Below are 16,149 nucleotides of genomic sequence, written 5' to 3' on the forward strand. Positions count from 1 at the left end.
CATCCGCTCCCTGCGCACCGCCATCGACACCGCCGCGGCGACCCACCGCCTGGGACGCCGCCCTACACGCACCGGCGTGGCAGGAGGCACCGGTCTGGATCCACGGCGACCTTCTCCCCGGCAATCTTCTCGCCCGCGACGGCCGGCTGCGCGCCGTCATCGACTTCGGGGGCCTTGGCGTGGGCGATCCCGCCTGCGACGTGATGGCCGCCTGGACCCTGTTGCCCGCCGAGGAACGCGAGACATTCCGGAACGTGGCCGGCGTCGACGACTCGACCTGGGACCGGGGCCGCGGCTGGGCGCTGCCTTCGGCCTTATCGCCCTGCCCTACTACCAGGACAGCAACTCCGCCCTCGCCCGCATCGCCCGACGCACCATCGACGAGGTCCTGACCGACCACGAACGGCCGATCACCGCACCTGCTCGGTGGGACGGATCAGGATCTCGTTGACGGCGACGCGGCGCGGACGGGTCACGATGTAGGCGATCGCGTCGGCGATGTCCTCGGCCTGCAGGCTCTCGACGCCGGCGAACACCTTCAGCGCCGGCTCGCGGATCGCCGGCCGCAGATGGTCGGTGAGCTCCGTCGCGACCGCCCCGGGCTCGACGACCGACACCCGCACGTGCCGCTCGGTGACCTCCTGGCGCAGCGACTCGGTGAAGGCGTTCACGCCGAATTTCGTGAGGTTGTAGACGCCGGAGTTCGTCGCCGCCCGCCGGCCCGCCACGGAACTGATGTTGACCAGGTCGGCCACGTTACGGGGGCCGGCGTCGGCGGCGGTGAGCAGGTGAGGCAGCGCGGCGTGCGCGACGTAGAGCAACCCCTGCAGGTTGAGCGCGACCATCCGGTCCCACTCGGCGGTGGGGGCGTCGACGATCGGGCCGAGCAGCATGACGCCGGCGTTGTTCACGACGGTGTCCAGCCGGCCGAGCTCGGCGACGGTCCGCTCGACCGCGTCGACCGCCTGCCGCTGCTCGGTGATGTCGGCGGCGAGGACGAAGGCCCGCCCGCCCTCGCCCTGGATGTCGGCGGCGAGCTGTTCCAGCCGGTCCTTGCGGCGGGCGACGAGCGCGACCGCCGCGCCCCGGCGGGCCAGCTCCAGGCCAGTCGCGGCCCCGATGCCGCTGCTCGCCCCGGTCACCAGCGCCACCGTGCCGGTCAGTCGATCAGCCATCATGTCCTCCTGCACCTGCCGGACGGCGCGAGTTCGCGCTCGGTGAGGACGCTATTGCTTCGAGCACACATCAAGTCAACGCATCACGTCAACGCGGCGCGTCAGCGCGGGCGGCGGGCCTCGATGAGGAAGCGGGTGGTGCGCGCGGTGAACGGGCCGGTCGCGCGGATCCGCTCGTGCAGCTCGGCGAGGCGCTCGCGATACCGCTCGACGCTGAACCCGGGAACGATCCAGATCACCTTTCGTAGGAAGTAGATCACGGCGCCGACGTCACGGAATTCGGTGTGCAGCGTCTCCATCCGCAGGTCGACGACCTCGAGGCCGGCGGCCTGGGCGGCAGCGCGGGCGCCGTCAGGGTGGCGCCGGCCGCCCACCACGGCCGGCTGCGGGCCGAGGAAGTACTCGGTCAACTCGCCGACGCTGGCCGGGCCGACCTGCTGGGACAGGTAGCTGCCGCCGGGGCGCAGCACCCGGACGATCTCCGGCCAGCAGGTCGCGATCGGATGGCGGCTGACGACGAGGTCGAACGTGGCGTCGGCGAACGGCAGCGTGCGATCGCTGTCGGCGGCGACGAGATGGACGCCGCGGAGGCGCAGCGCCACCGCCGCCCGGGCGATGTTGGGCGGCCAGGACTCGACGGCGACCGTGCACCGGGCCAGGCGCGGCACCCCGGCGAGGACCTCACCGCCGCCGGTCTGCACATCGAGGGCTACGTCGGCGCGGGCCATCCGCTCGCCGATCAGGCGGGCGTAGCCCCACGACGGCCGTTGTTCGGTGGCCCGGCCATCCAGCCAGGAGAAGTCCCAGCCGTCGACGGGCACCACCGCGGCCTCGGCGACCAGCTCCTCGAACCCGCGTGGCATCGCCCGATCGTGGCAGACCGCTCCGCCGATGGCGACCGAGTTTCGCCCGGCGACCGATCGCGGATCCACAAGCCTCGGCCCGCGGACCCACCGGCCCCGACCGGCGGGCCGGCAGCCGGCAGTGCGGTCAGTCGCGGCGCAGCGCGGCGATGATCGGGGCGAACGCCTCCAGGGCGGGCTGCAGAACGGTGAAGTAGGTGATGCCGAACCGCTCGCGTAGGCCGCGCACCTGGTCGGCGATCTGTTCGACGGTGCCGGCCAGCAGCGTCGGGACCGTGGGGATCTCCTCGGCGCTCAGGTGGGGCAGCCGGGGCACCCAGGCCGCCAGCGCCGCCGCCCGGTCGTCGGTGACCGTGACGGCCTGGAGGAGCAGGTTGCGCTCCACCTCGCCGACCCGGTCGCCGGCGACCCTGTCGAAGAACGCGATCCGCTCGGCGAACGCCTCCCCGGACAGCGGCCGCAGGTTACTCGGGTTCGCCGGGTCGAAGGCGGCGGCGGTGAACGCGGCGATGTTCGCCCGGCGCGCCGCAAGCCTGAGCATCCGATCCCCGTTACCGCCGACGACCAGCGGCACCGGCTGCTGCACCGGCCGCGGCGCCGCGGCGGGATCGGCCAGGGCTTCGTACACCGCGTCGATGACCCGCTCGAGGGTGTCGACGCGGTCCTTCGCGGTGCCGAACGGGATGCCGGCGGCGGCGAACTCCTGAGCCACGTAACCCGTGCCGACGCCCAGCTCCAGCCGCCCGGCCGTCAGCACGTCGGTGGTCGCGACGTCGCGGGCCAGCAGCGCCGGATTGTGGAAGGCCGCGTTGAGGACGAAGGTGCCGAGCCGCAGGCCGGTGGCGGCCCCGGCGGCGACCAGCGCGGGGAACGGCGCGGGCAGCCCGAGGTGATCCGGGACGAGCAGCACGTCGTAGCCGAGCTCCTCGGCCCGGCGGGCGGCCGCGGACCACTCCCCCGGCGCCGAGACCGCCAGCATGTTCACCCAGAACCGGAACGACCGCAACGGTTCCCTCCCTGTCTGGCCCACCTGGACTGGCGGCATGCCGTCGTCGCACGCAGGCTCCTGGCGATCCCGCCTCGCGCATCCACATCGATCGGCAGCGTCGCCGAAACCCTACTGCGCCGACAACCTTTCATGATCGTCGTCTGCTGTCAGCCGACAGGGACATCCGCCGCATCCATGGCGGAATCAACCTGTAGCGGGCGGGCCCGGTGTTCTATAAGGCCGTGACAGCGACCCGGTTCAGCCGTCAGCGACCATGGGGACGACGGCTGCGTGCCGTCGCCGTCGCCGTCACAGCCGCCGCCGGTGCCGCCACCGCCCCGGTCGCCGTCGCCGAGGCGCTGCACTGGCGAGCATCGCGCCAGCTCCGCGGCCGCAGCCGCCCGAGCGGACGGGGCGCGCAGGCGGTCGTCGTCCTCGGCTTCCCGTCGACCCGCGCGGGCACCCTGCATCCACTCCAACGCTGGCGCACCGAGATCGGCGTGCGTTCGCTCGCCCCGGGTGCGGACAGCTGGATGATCTTCACAGGTGGTGGTCCGCCCGGCGCGGTGACCGAGGCGGAGGCCATGGCCGGGTACGCACGCGAGACCCTCGGCGTGCCCGCGGAGAAGATCCGGCTGGAGACCGCGGCCCGCAGTACCTGGGAGAACATCACGTTCGCGCTGCCGTTCGTCGAGTCGGCGGCCACGATCGCGATCGCCTCGGATCCGCTGCATGCGGCGCGCGGGCGCCGGTACCTGCACCGGATGCGGCCCGAGCTCGCCGCCCGGGTCGTACCCGCCGACGACTACCGGTTCCTCGACCACTGGTGGCTGAAGCTGCCCATCGCCGGCTACGAGATCGCCCGGGCGGTGCTGCGCGCGGCCCAACGCCACGCACCGGCCCCGGCCGATTCGTAGAGTCGCGGCATGGCCCCATCGGAGGATTCCGCCCGGGCCGACACGTGGATCTGGTGCGTGCGGCTGGTCAAGACGCGCTCGCAGGCGACGGATGCCTGTCGGGCCGGGCACGTCCGGCTCAACGGCGAGCGGATCAAACCCGCGCACCTGGTCCATGCGGGCGACGAGATCCGGGTCCGGCTGGCCGGGCGGGAACGGATCGTCGTGATCACGAAGGTGCTGCGGAATCGGGTCGGGGCGCCGGTCGCAGCCGAGTGCTTCGTCGACCACAGCCCCCCGGTGCTGCGCGATCCGACTCCGGCGGTGGCCGTGCGCGACCGGGGCGCGGGGCGGCCGACCAAGCGCGACCGGCGGGTCATGGAGCGGCTGCGCGACCAGCCCCGCCCGCCGGCGCCACCGTGACCCGACGGTGGGCGTTGCGGTGCGATGCGCCCGGTCCACCGGCTTCAGACCGTGCAGTACGCACCGCAACCGGCCCCGCCCTGGTTCGGACTCACTCGTTCCAGGCTTCCGATGTATCACCACCGGGCATACGGCACATCATTGACACCGCCCCGCGGCCCCGCTCCGCCACGCCTGGACCGGCACATCCTCGCCCCCGCAGCCGCGGCGCCGTGCGGGTTCAAGGCGCCAGTCCCCCGGGAGGCTCTGATGGATCGGAAGTGGTGGACGCTGCTGGTCGTCTGCGGCGCCACGTTCATGCTGCTGCTCGACGTCACCATCGTGATCGTCGCGCTGCCGGAGATCCAGAGCGGTCTCGACGCCGGGTTCGCCGACGTCCAGTGGGTCATCGACGCCTATGCCCTTACCCTGGCGGCGCTGCTGCTGACGGCCGGTTCGCTCGCCGATCTCTACGGGCGGCGCCTGCTGTTCACCATCGGGTTCACGATCTTCACGGTGGGGTCGCTGCTGTGCGGGCTCTCGCAGTCGGCGATCATGCTGATCATCTCGCGGGGCGTGCAGGGCGTGGGCGGCGCCGTGCTGTTCGCGACGTCGCTGGCGCTGCTCGCCAACAGCTTCCGCGGCCGCGACCGGGGGATCGCCTTCGGGGTGTGGGGCGCGGTCACCGGCATCGCCACGTCCCTCGGGCCCATCCTCGGCGGATTGATCACCAGCGGGATCAGCTGGCGGGGAATCTTCCTGGTCAACGTGCCGATTGGCGTCGTCGCCGTCGCCGTGACGGTGTGGAAGGTCGAGGAGTCCCGGCCGCCGGCGGCGCACCGCCCCGACTGGCCCGGTTTCGCGACGCTCACCGCCGGGCTGGTCGGCGTGGTCTACGGCCTGATCCGGGCGGGCGAGACGGCCTGGACGGACACCGGCGTCGTGGTCAGCCTGTGCCTGGGCGTGGCGTTCCTCATCGCGTTCGTCGCCGTGGAGGCCAGGGTCGCGCACCCGATGTTCGACCTGTCCCTGCTGCGCACCCCGACGTTCCTCGGCGGTTCGGTGGCGGCGGTCGCGATGAACGGGTCGCTGTTCGCGATGTTCGTCTACCTCGTCCTCTACCTCCAGAACGACCTGGGTTACTCCGCGTTCGGGGCGGGCGTGCGACTGCTGGTCGTGAGCGCGGGCAGCTTCATCGCCGCGTCAGTGGCGGGGCGGCTGACCAGCGTGATGCCTGTGCGGTGGCTCATCGGCCCCGGCCTGGCGCTGGTCGGCGTCGGCCTGCTGCTGATGGCCGGCCTGGACGCGGGCAGCTCCTGGACGCACCTGATCCCAGGCTTCGTGCTGGCCGGGATCGGCAGCGGGCTGGTCAACCCGCCGCTGGCCTCGACGGCCGTCGGAGTGGTGCCGCCGGAGCGGTCGGGGATGGCGTCGGGCGCGAACACCACGTTCCGCCAGATCGGCATGGCGCTCAGCATCGCCGCCCTCGGCTCGCTCTTCGCGGCGCGGTTGGAGAGCGGCGTCAACAGCGGGCTGGAGGCGGTGCCGGCGCTGCGCGGGCAGGGGGCGCGGATCGCCGACACCCTGCGCAACGGCGGCACCGACCAGCTCTTCGCCAGCACGCCCGCGAACGCCCGCGGCCCGCTGGCCGGCGCCGTCCGGTCCGGTTTCGCCGGCGCGATCAACGATCTGCTCATCGTCACCGGGATCGTCGCGCTCGTCGGCGCGGTCTGCGCGCTGGCCCTCATCCGCAGCAGGGACTTCGTCGCCCAGGGCCACGCCGGCCCCGCTCCCGCCGACGGCACCGCCGAGGATGTCGGGGCGCCCTCGGCCGTCGGCTCCGAGCCGCGACCGGGCGGCTGACCGGCCCGGCGGTGCCCGGCGCCCGGCCGGACGCCGGCTCGCTCAGCGGATGGGGGCGGGGATGACCGCGACCGGGCATCGCGCGTGGTGCACGCACTGGTAGGCGGCCGAACCCAACAGCAGGCCGGCGAAGCCGCCGAACCCGCGGGCGCCCAGCACGAGCAGCCGGGCGTCGGCGGCCGCGGCGAGCAGGCTCTGCGCCGCCCCGCCGAGCGCCAGCCGGGTGTCGAGGGTGATGTCCGCCCCGCCCACCAGTCCCTTGGCCACGCAGTCGTCGAGGACCGCGTACGCGGCCTGCTCGAACGCCTCCCGGTCGCGCGCGATGCGGTGACCGGAGTGCAGCAGCGGCGGGGACTGCCAGGCGTGCACGACCCGCAGCGGCGCCGCGTGCAGCTTCGCCTCCTCGGCGGCCCAGCGCAACGCGGCCAGCGACGCCGCCGACCCGTCCACGCCGACGAGCACCGGCCGGCCGGTGTCACCGTCGGCGGCGTCGCCACCGTTCGCCCGGACGACGACGACCGGCCGAGTGGCCTGGTGCAGGCAGGCCACGGACACCGAGCCGAGCAGGTACCGGCGCAGCCGGCTGGTCCCCCGGTAGCCGACGACGATCATGTCCGCGCCCGCGCCCGCCGACATCAGCGCCTCGACGGCGTCGGCGTAGACGGCCCGCTCGGTGACGGGCACCGGCCGGCGCGGGTCCTGGGCGCGCTGGACGGATTCCCGCACCACCGCCAGGGCGGTCCCCTCGATCGTGTGCGGGCCCGGCGCGTAGGCGCGGTCGAGCACCTCTCGCGGGCAGTCGTCCGGGGTCCAGGCCAGGATCGTCTCGAGGCGGTCCCGACGCAGCCACGCCTCCCCGACGGCCCAGTGCAGCGCCGCGTCGGCGTCCCTGGATCCGTCCACTCCCACCACGATGCAGCCCGTGACCTCCTCACCTCCCGGAAGGGAAGTGATTCCCGCGCCGCGTGGTGCGGGTGCCTGGCTCGTCAACGGATGCCTCCTCGCTTCAGGAGCGAGGCGGTCTCACTCCCTCTCCACAGGCAGACACCGCGAGCCCCGCGGCCGGAACGTTCTTCGCCGCGTCCACGCGCCCGGAAGCCGAAGGACGGGGCCTGCGCGCTGCGTTTCACGGTCACGGCAAGCTCCAGATCCCCCGATGGCCGGCGTCCCGGTCCCGGTCCCGGTTCCAGGGTGCTCGCCGCGACCCGGGCCCGCGAGTGCGCTGTGGGCCCGGGCGGGAGATCCGAACGACCCGCCACCGACGGTGCGTTCGACCGCTGTCTCCTCCCCATTCGGGGGATACGGGGCCGCCGCGACACCTCCGTGGCTGGCCCGATCGGGGCAGGCTGTCCACGCGTCGACTCGTCCGGCGCGGTGAGGCCCGCCCGGGGGGCACGGCCCGCCACGCGGGCTCACGACGGCCGCATCCGCCGCGTGCGCCCTGGCAGGGAGGGGTGACGGGCCGCCCCGGATCCGACCCGCGGCCCGCACGGTCCGGATCGGACGGTAGGAAGGACTCCACGGTGGGCGCCGAAGGTCCCTGGGCACCAGGAGGAGGCGGCGCCGAGCATGGCGGATGACGGATGACCCCGCCGCGGGTCGGGCCCGGGACGCGGGAGGCTGCCCGATGAGGGTGCGCGAAGTGAGGACGACGCGGATGCACGCCGTCGAGGCCACGGGTCGAACCGAGCAGACCGGACGCGCCGGACGCGCCGGACGCGCCGAGCAGACGCGAACCCTCGCGGGGCCGTCCGCGCCCATTCCGCGATGACGTGGTGCCCACCACGGACGGATGGCCGTCGCCGGGACCCGCGGCCCGTTCTCACCGGGAACGGTTCGGCCGCAATCCGGACGACGGCTGCCGGCCCGGGCGGATCGGTTATCGTCCTGAAAGCATGGAGTCCGAACGGGACCTCGCCCCGACCGGCGCTGGGACCTCCGGGGCGGCCTGCGGGGAGATCTCCCCGTCAGGGTCGTCGGGAGACCTGATCTTCCCCGCTGTCGCTCGGCTCGAACTGGACGAGCTTCTCTCCCAGCTGGTGGAGCGAGCCCAGGATGTGCTGGCCACCCAGGGCCGGCTGCGAGGTCTGCTGCGGGCCAACCGGATGGTCACCGCCGACCTCAGCCTCGACGTGGTACTGCGCCGCATCGTCGAGTCCGCCTGCGAGCTGGTCGACGCCCGCTACGGCGCGCTCGGCGTCATCGCCCGCGATGGTCATCTCGAACAGTTCATCCATGTCGGGATGGATCCGGGCCGCGTCGAGGCGATCGGCCGGACCCCCCGCGGCGACGGTGTGCTCGGCCTGCTCATCGCCGAGCCGGGGCCGGTGCGCCTCGACGACATCGCCGACCATCCCCGCGCCGTCGGCTTCCCCGCCGGGCATCCGCCGATGCGGGCGTTCCTCGGCGTGCCGATCAGGGTCCGCAACGAGGTCTTCGGCAACCTCTACCTGACCGAGAAGCGCGGTGGGCGGATCTTCACGGCCGAGGACGAGGAACTCGTGCTCGCGCTCGCCGCCAACGCCGGCGTGGCGATCGACAACGCCCGGCTGTTCGGGGAGGCCCAGCACCGCCAGCAGTGGTCGCAGGCGTCCGCGGACATCACCCGGCATCTGCTCGCCGACGGCGACGCCCCGTTGGAGCTGATCGTCCAGCGGGCCCGTGACGTCGCCCGGGCGGACACGACCGCGCTGGCCCTGTGCGACCCGACGGCGCGGGAACTGTCCTTCGACGTCGCCGAGGGTCACGACGCCGACCTGCTGCGCGGCCAGCGGGTACCGATGGAGACCTCGCTGGCCGGGCGGGCGGTGCGGGACCGGGCCCCGCTCGTCGTCGCCGACGTGCGCACGCTGGGCGGCTCCGAGATCGACAAGCTCGACGTCGGCCCGATCATGATCGTGCCGCTGATCGCCTCGGAGGTCACCTCCGGAGCGCTGATCCTCGGCCGCCGCCGCGGTGGCGGCCTGTTCACCGACGAGGACCTCGAACTCGCCGCCGCGTTCGCCGCCCACGTCGCGCTCGCCCTGGAACTGGCCCGCTCGCGGGCGGCGCGGGGCCGGCTGTCGCTACTGGAGGACCGCGACCGGATCGCCCGCGACCTACATGACCATGTGATGCAGCGGCTGTTCGCGGTGGCGATGGGCCTGCAGGGCCTGGCCGCCAGCGAGGAACGGGCGGCGCGCGCGGAGCGGATGAGCACCTACGTCGAGGATCTCGACGAGACCGTGCGGGAGATCCGCCAGACCATCTTCGAGCTGCGCGGCCGGGCGACGCCGGCGACGGGCAGCGGCCTGCGGGCGCAGATCCTCGGCATCATCGACGACATGGCCGGGGCGTTCGGCTTCACCCCGCGACTGCACCTCGACGGCCCGGTCGACACCGCGATCGACGCCGCCGTCGGCGACCATCTCATCGCCGTGGTGCGCGAGACCCTGTCGAACGCCGCCCGCCACGCCCACGCGCGCGCCGTGGAGGTGACGGTGACCGTCGCGAACGGCCTGGTGAGCGTGGACGTGGTGGACGACGGGGTCGGCATGGGGCCGACGACGCGGCGCAGCGGCCTGGCCAATCTGCGTGGCCGGGCCGAGTCCCTGGGCGGAAACTTCGCCCTGGAGCCCGGCCCCGCCGGTGGCACCCGGGTGTGCTGGTCGGTGCCCACCGGCTGAGCCGGGCCGGACCTTCCGGGCCGGACCTTCCGGGCCGGCGTCCGCCGTCGGAGGTCAGGCGCTGCCGCTGCCCGCCGCCGCACCGGACACGGCGGCCGCATCGGACTCGACCTCCTCGTCGGCGAACTCGTTGTCCCGCAACCCGCCGCCGCCGCCGTTGCCGTTGCCGTTGCCGTTGCCGTTGCCGCGGGAATCGTCGTCCCACCCCGGGCCGCCCTCGCTCCGCGGGCCCTCGCTCGTGGTGACGTGGTGCGGATGGGTGCCGGCGGCGGCCTCGGCCTGCTCGGCCTGGCGGGCCGCCATCGCCGCGCCCTGCGCGGCCAGCATCATCGACACCGGCTTGCCGCGTTCGGCGCGCAGCCGGTTGCGGCGTTCGAAGAACGGCTTGCCGACGACGGTGAGCACGAGGCCGATCGCCGCGTAGACGCCGAGGATCGTCGCGCCGCTGCCGGTCCCCGGCCCGACGCCGTAGACGACGTCGCGCAGCACGTCGAGGACACCGGTGCCGAACACGTACGGGTGCAGCCACTTGAACGGCTCGGGCACGAACGCCGCCGGGAACGCCCCGCCCGACGACGGGATGTTGAGGAACACAAACAGGATGAGCGCCGCGCCGGTGACGAACCGGCCGATGAAGTAGGACAGGCCGTTGACCACCAGGCCGACCGAGATCGCCGTCAGCCAGCCGAGCAGCCACAGCGACAGGAAGTGGCCGTGCACGGCGCCCACCACCGGACCGGCGAACAGTGTGCCGAGCAGCGAGAACACGAAGCCGGATCCGACAATCAGGCCAAGGCGGGCGCGGTGCTTGAGCGTCTGGCCCATCATCCCGATGAACATGCCGACCATGTAGCCGGCGATGGTCCAGACCAGCGCGATGTAGAAGCCCGAGGTGCCGTAGGAGTCGTGCTTGGGCAGCGGGGCGAGGTCGTCGACGGCGAGGGTGGTGCCCTCGGCCGCCGCCACCGGGGCGAACGTCTGCTGGACGACCTCGGCGAGCTGGAACTGGGCGCCGCTGGCCACGAGCAGCCGGGCCGGCTGGTTCGCCGCACCGGGGGTGAAGGCCGCCGCCAGGTCACCGTCGCGGACGTCGCCACGGGCGTCGTCGACCGTGCCCGCCACCGACACCGACAGCATGCCGTTGCTGGTGCCCTCGAGCCGCTCGGCGAGGGTCGCCGCCGCCGGGCCGGTCCCGACCACCGCGACCTTGATGTCCTTCGGTGACGGCTGGTGGAAGGCGTTGATGTAGCACAGGCAGAAGGCGACGACGAAAACCAGCGGCAGCCAGAGCTGCAGGCCGATCATCTGGACCGGCGGGGAGAGCCGGGAGTACTGCCGCCGGAAGCGCATCCACGGGCCGAGCCCGGTTGAGGGCGCCCCGCTGGACGCCGGTGTCTCCGAAGTCATAGTCACTTTCCCGCGCATGAAGACCGATGGGGGGCAGGGACCAGCAGGCCGACCGCTGTGCCCGGGATGACGCCGGGGGCTCGGTTCGCTGGGGAGTTCGACCGGTGGTCGCAGTAAGACCTTAACCCAAAGATGAGACTCAGTCCAACATGTGGGCCGCGATACCAGATCTGGTATCCTCACCTCGTGGTGAAGAACCCCGCAGCAATCCCCGCCGACGCCGCAACCCCCGCGCGGGGCACCGATCTGCGCAGTAGGACGAGGCGGGCGTTGCAGGCGGAGATCACGGCCGTCGCCTTCGACCTGTTCGACCGGCAGGGCTTCGAATGCACGACGATCAACCAGATCGCCGCCGAGGCCGGCCTGTCGCGCAGCAGCTTCTTCCGCTACTTCGCCACCAAGGAGGATGTCGTCCTGCTCGGGGTGGAGGAACGCGGCCTGGTCCTGCGCGACGCGCTCGCCGGCCGCCCCGCGGACGAGACACCGTGGCAGGCACTACGCCAGGCGCTCAACGCGATCATCGGGTTCAACGCCGAGAACCCCGAACGGACCCTGCGGCTGTCCCGGATGATGGTCGACACGCCGTCGTTGCAGGGCCGCCAGCTGCAGCGGCAGAACAGCTGGCAGCGGCTGCTCGCCCCCGAGCTCGCCCGGCGCCTCGCCATCCCCCCGACGGACACCGCCGACCCGCGCCCACGCGCGCTGGCCTCGGCCGCGCTCGGCTGCTACGACGCCGCCCTGACGGTCTGGCGCGACTCCGACGGGACGGCCGATCTCACCACCCTGCTCGACCAGGCGATGTCCATCCTGGCCGACTAACCCCACACCCGCCGCATCCGTCCGGGCGAGTCCGAACCGGGGCCGATTGCGGTGCGTTTTGTACGGTCGGACACACGCCCTGGCGGGTCAGCCGACGCGCGCGGCCGGTCCGGGATGCGTGGGCACTCCGTCGACGGACACCGCGACGCGCTCGTCGTAGAAGCAGACCAGGCCGGCGATGCGGGCGCTCTCCGGCAGCGGGGTGCGGTAGGTCCAGATGGCGTCGTCGTGCCGCGTCCCGTCGACCTCCACCGAGAAGTACTCGGCGTTGCCCTTGTAGGGGCAGTGCGTGCGGGTGTCCGAGGGGCGCAGCAGATCCTGGCGGACGTCGACGAGCGGCAGGTAGTAGCGCGGCACGAGGCCGGTCTCGAACAGGATCACCGGACGGTGGGATTCGGCGACGACCACCCCGTCGATCTCGACGCGGACGTGCCGGGAGCTGGGCAGCGCGTCGATGCGGGTGTAGGGGCTGCGCGGATGGACGTAGACGGGCTCGTCCTCCTCCAGCCAGCGGTCCACCGCATCCCAGTCGAGGCGGACCAGCTCGCGCAGCCCCTCCAGCGGGGACTGCGGATACGCCCAGGCCGCCGCCGGCGCGGTGCGCCCCTCGACGACCACGTCGTAGTAGACGGCATCGCCGCGGCTCGGGGAGTGCTCCGTGCGGGCGATGGGGACCAGTTCGGCGACGACGTCGGCCCGCGGCAGGTAGTAGGCGGGATAGTGCGGGTTCTCCCAGACCAGCGCCGGGCTGGTGGTGTCGACGACCAGCCGTCCGCCGAGGTAGGCGCGGACCCGCTTGCGCCCCTGCTCCAGCCGGACCCGGCCTCGCGCCTGCTGCGTCGTCATCGGATCGCCTCTCTCGTCGCCTCGCCTCGCCTCGTCGCACTCGCGTCGGCCCCTGGCGGGCCTTTCGCCGCGGGGACGCCGGGCATCATCAGCGCCGTTGATGGAAACCGCCGACAGGCCGGGAGCCTTCCCGCACCCCGGCCGGCGCCCGTCACGGCGCGCCGGCGCCTACCCGGGCAGGCTGATCCGCGGCGGGGGCCTCGGCCCGCGAGGGTGGGGCGAACTCGGCGGCCAGCAGGGCGACGTCGTCGCCCAGCGTCGCCTCGGTCCAGCGCCGCAGGGCCGCGACGAGGTCGGCCAGACAGGCGTCGAGCCGCCGCGCCGGCCCGAAGGCGGCCTGGACGGCCGGCAGTACCGGGAAGAACTCCCGGGTTCGTGGGTGGCGGGCCTCGGCCAGGCCGTCGGTGTAGAACAGGATCCGGTCGCCGGCGACGAGGTGGCTGCGCACCACCGTGGTACCGGCGGCGCCGAGGCCGAGCGGGGTGCGCCGCCCGGTCGCGTCGAGCAGGCGCGGCACGCCCCGGCGCAGCAGCACCGGGTCGGGGTGACCGGCGTTGACCAGCTCCAGCCGGGCGCCGTCGAGCTGCGCGAACACGGCGGTGACGAAGTCCTCCGCCCCGCCCGAGCGGACCACTTCGGCGTCGAGGGCGGCCACGACCTCCTCCGGGTCGGCCAGGTGGCGGGCGACGACCCGGAAGGTGGCCATCACCCGGCTGGCGAGGCGGACGGCGTCGAGCCCCTTGCCTCGGGCGTCGCCGACGAGGATCCGCACCCCCCAACGGGTCTGTGCCACCTCGTAGAGGTCCCCTCCGACGCGGGCCTGCGCGGCGGCGCTGTCGTAGCTCACGGCCAGGCGCAGATCACCCACTCGGGCGGGGACCGCACCGAGGATGGCCCGCTGGACCACGTCGGCGACCCGAGTGACGTCGCGCAGCCGGGCCTCGCGCCGCTGTCGGTCCCGGCTGGCCGCGACCGCGATGGCGCCGCCGGCCGCGATCACCGCCAGCCGGATCATCTGGGCGGCGAGGCTCTCGTGGCCGACCCCGCTGTAGTAGCCGAGCGGGATGGCCTGCAGCGCCCCGAACAGCAGCGCGGCGCCGGCGTACGCGGCGGTCACCCACGGCCCGGTCAGGGCCGCGGCCAGCAGCGGGCTGATCACCAGGCTGGTGATGATCACATATCGCCGGTCGCCGGTGAGGCCCATGCCGACCACGGCGAGCAGGACGACCAGGGGGACGAGTGAACGCATCCAGCTCGCCTCGGACGGGGGCCGGCACCGCCGTGCGGTGGCACGGCGGTCCGCTGACCATCGGTCACGAATCACTACTACGAGTATGCGCGCCCGCGGCGCGAGGAACCTGCGTCGATCATCGACCCGCAATATGGGGTGACCCGACCAGGCGGTGCGATCAAGGGTAATCGGCGGACACATGCTCTTACCAGCGCCACCCCCGTCGCGTCACGTATACGGGGAAACCGTCTGGTACCCCTCAAGGTGAGCGATCCGACCATTGGTGTAACTTTCCGCACTACGTCGGGCCTTGCCCGCAGGGCCCCTCGAGGAAGGGCGGGAAGTGACCGCACCGCACCTGCAGCACGACGCCGCGGACAGCCTGCGGGTCCTCCCGCCTCGACTGGATCCGCGGGGAACGGGACCCGGCCGGTCGGGATGGGGCACGGGGCTCGACGGCCCACCCCCGCGGCGCCGGCGCGGGATGCTGGCCTTCCTCTCCTTCATCTCCTGCTGCGTGCTCCTGGTCACCGTCGGCGGCTGGGCCGCCTACTCTTTCATCAACGGCAAGGTCAACCGGATCGATCTCGGTCTCGGCTCGGACGGCAGTTCCAGCGGGGTAGGGGTGGCGAACTACCTGCTGGTGGGCACGGACAGCCGGGCCGGCACCGGCGGAGAATACGGCGACGTCGCGGGGCAGCGCTCCGACACGACGATCCTCGCCCACCTGGGCAAGGACGGGACCACGACGATGGTCTCGTTTCCCCGGGACATGTACGTGACGATCCCCGAGTACACCGACACCGCCGGCAAGCACCACGCGGCGACGAAGGATAAATTCAACGCGGCGATTTCCTCGGGCGGCCCGTCACTGCTGGTCAAGACCATCGAGAGTCTCACCAACATGCAGGTCGACCACTACATCTCCATGGATCTGCAGGGATTCAAGCAGATCACCGATGCCATCGGGGGCGTCGAGGTGTGCATCAAGCCGTCGAACACGCCGCCCCAGCGCTTCCAGGACGACAACGGCCGGTACCGGGTCAGCACGAATACCAACGACCCGATGAGTGGCTTTCGTGGCGGCCCGGGGACCATCCAGGTCAACGGGGACCAGGCTTTGGCCTTCGTCCGCCAGCGCCACGGGCTACCCGCCGGCGACACCGACCGGATCAGCCGCCAGCAGCAGTTCATCGGCGCCATGTTCCACAAGATCATGAACGGCGACACGCTGACGAACCCGATCAAGGCCGAGCGACTGGTGTCCACCGCGGCGGGGGCGCTCACCCTCGACGAGCACACGAGCATCGCCGACCTGCGCAGCCTCGCGACCCGCATCAAGGGCCTGACCAACGGCGGGATCCGGATGCAGACCGTGCCCACCCACGCCCCGACCCGCGCCGAGGGCGCCATCGATGACAGGGGCGACATCCGCCTGCACGGCAACGGCGCATCCGTGCAGTTCTACCGGCCCGACGACCTGATGCAGATCGTCAGCCCGCTGGGCGGCCGCGTCGAGGGCGCCACTGCCTCGGACGACGCGGGCGCCGGCGCGGGCCCCTCGCTCGCCCCGGGCGCCACCGCGGTCCCCTCGCAGGTGCGCGTCGCCGTCTACAACGGCTCCTCGCGCTCCGGGCTCGCCTCCAAAGTCACCACCGCGCTGACCGGCAAGGGCTTCCACGCACGCAACGCCGGCAACGCCTCGGTGCTCACCCACGAGACGTCCCGGGTCGCCTACGGGCTGGGCCAGGAGGCCGAGGCGCGCACGGTCGCCGCGGCCGTGCCGGGATCGAGCGTGCTGGCCGACCCCAGCATCACCGGCGTCCAGCTCATCCTCGGCTCCGAGTTCACCGAGGTTGTCACGCCGGCCGTCACACCCTCGAGCGCCGGGGCGTCCACTGCCACGCCGGCCCCGGCGGCCGGCGGCGATGCGACGGCGGGCGCCACCCAGGCCCCCGCGACCGCTCCGAACGGCCCGGCCGCCACGCCCGAGG

At 73.1% G+C, this 16,149-nt stretch carries 14 protein-coding genes; 7 read left to right on the forward strand and 7 right to left on the reverse strand.

Annotated features, from left to right (window positions below; all coding sequences use genetic code 11):
• On the forward strand, positions 1-392 hold a 392-nt coding region (locus NBZ85_RS14265), incomplete at its 5' end, for a phosphotransferase (RefSeq protein ID WP_261562052.1).
• Positions 393-410: 18 nt separating this feature from the next.
• Here NBZ85_RS14265 and NBZ85_RS14270 read toward each other — a convergent pair.
• From NBZ85_RS14270 to NBZ85_RS14280, 3 genes are all read right to left on the reverse strand, one after another.
• Positions 411-1,175, reverse strand: a complete 765-nt coding sequence (locus tag NBZ85_RS14270; protein WP_261562053.1) for an SDR family NAD(P)-dependent oxidoreductase — start codon at positions 1,173-1,175, stop codon at positions 411-413.
• 101 nt (positions 1,176-1,276) lie between these two features.
• Entirely contained in the window at positions 1,277-2,038 is a 762-nt protein-coding gene (locus NBZ85_RS14275) for a class I SAM-dependent methyltransferase (protein ID WP_261553895.1), read from the reverse strand.
• Between the two features lie 127 nt (positions 2,039-2,165).
• A complete protein-coding gene (locus tag NBZ85_RS14280; RefSeq protein ID WP_261562054.1) occupies positions 2,166-3,044 on the reverse strand; it encodes a TIGR03621 family F420-dependent LLM class oxidoreductase in 879 nt (292 codons plus the stop codon).
• Between the two features lie 209 nt (positions 3,045-3,253).
• Here NBZ85_RS14280 and NBZ85_RS14285 point away from each other — a divergent pair, with 209 nt between their 5' ends.
• The 3 genes from NBZ85_RS14285 (at position 3,254) to NBZ85_RS14295 (ending at position 6,187) form a co-directional block, all read left to right on the forward strand.
• A complete protein-coding gene (locus tag NBZ85_RS14285; RefSeq protein ID WP_261553897.1) occupies positions 3,254-3,943 on the forward strand; it encodes a YdcF family protein in 690 nt (229 codons plus the stop codon).
• Positions 3,944-3,952: 9 nt separating this feature from the next.
• Positions 3,953-4,345: an RNA-binding S4 domain-containing protein gene (locus NBZ85_RS14290; protein WP_261553898.1), complete on the forward strand. Its 393-nt coding sequence runs from the start codon at positions 3,953-3,955 to the stop codon at positions 4,343-4,345.
• Positions 4,346-4,594: 249 nt separating this feature from the next.
• Positions 4,595-6,187, forward strand: coding sequence for an MFS transporter (locus NBZ85_RS14295; RefSeq protein ID WP_261553899.1), 1,593 nt, complete (start codon positions 4,595-4,597; stop codon positions 6,185-6,187).
• Between the two features lie 42 nt (positions 6,188-6,229).
• Here the strand turns inward: NBZ85_RS14295 and NBZ85_RS14300 are convergent, their stop codons facing one another.
• Positions 6,230-7,090 carry a universal stress protein gene (locus NBZ85_RS14300; RefSeq protein WP_261562055.1) on the reverse strand — a complete coding sequence of 287 codons (861 nt, stop codon included), beginning with the start codon at positions 7,088-7,090 and terminating at the stop codon, positions 6,230-6,232.
• A gap of 992 nt (positions 7,091-8,082) precedes the next feature.
• On the opposite strand from NBZ85_RS14300, the gene NBZ85_RS14305 reads away from it, so the two are divergent.
• Complete coding sequence (locus NBZ85_RS14305; RefSeq protein ID WP_261553901.1) at positions 8,083-9,852, forward strand: sensor histidine kinase; 1,770 nt, start codon at positions 8,083-8,085, stop codon at positions 9,850-9,852.
• 54 nt (positions 9,853-9,906) lie between these two features.
• On the opposite strand, the gene NBZ85_RS14310 is transcribed toward NBZ85_RS14305, so the two are convergent.
• The gene (locus tag NBZ85_RS14310; protein WP_261553902.1) at positions 9,907-11,259 is read right to left on the reverse strand and encodes an ABC transporter permease; all 1,353 of its coding nucleotides are present in this window, start codon (positions 11,257-11,259) and stop codon (positions 9,907-9,909) included.
• Positions 11,260-11,529: 270 nt separating this feature from the next.
• Between NBZ85_RS14310 and NBZ85_RS14315 the strand changes: the two genes are divergently transcribed.
• Complete coding sequence (locus NBZ85_RS14315) at positions 11,530-12,078, forward strand: TetR/AcrR family transcriptional regulator (protein ID WP_261562056.1); 549 nt, start codon at positions 11,530-11,532, stop codon at positions 12,076-12,078.
• 87 nt (positions 12,079-12,165) lie between these two features.
• Here the strand turns inward: NBZ85_RS14315 and NBZ85_RS14320 are convergent, their stop codons facing one another.
• On the reverse strand, positions 12,166-12,924 hold the full coding sequence (locus NBZ85_RS14320; RefSeq protein WP_261553904.1) for a DUF427 domain-containing protein: 759 nt from the start codon (positions 12,922-12,924) through the stop codon (positions 12,166-12,168).
• Between the two features lie 151 nt (positions 12,925-13,075).
• Positions 13,076-14,173 (reverse strand): PP2C family protein-serine/threonine phosphatase, encoded by a 1,098-nt coding sequence (locus NBZ85_RS14325; RefSeq protein ID WP_261553905.1) that lies wholly within the window; start codon positions 14,171-14,173, stop codon positions 13,076-13,078.
• Between the two features lie 325 nt (positions 14,174-14,498).
• Between NBZ85_RS14325 and NBZ85_RS14330 the strand changes: the two genes are divergently transcribed.
• Positions 14,499-16,149 (forward strand): LCP family protein (locus tag NBZ85_RS14330; protein WP_308205181.1); only part of this gene is annotated, 1,651 nt, incomplete at its 3' end.

Source organism: Frankia tisae (assembly GCF_025403405.1).
Lineage (GTDB): Bacteria > Actinomycetota > Actinomycetes > Frankiales > Frankiaceae > Frankia > Frankia tisai.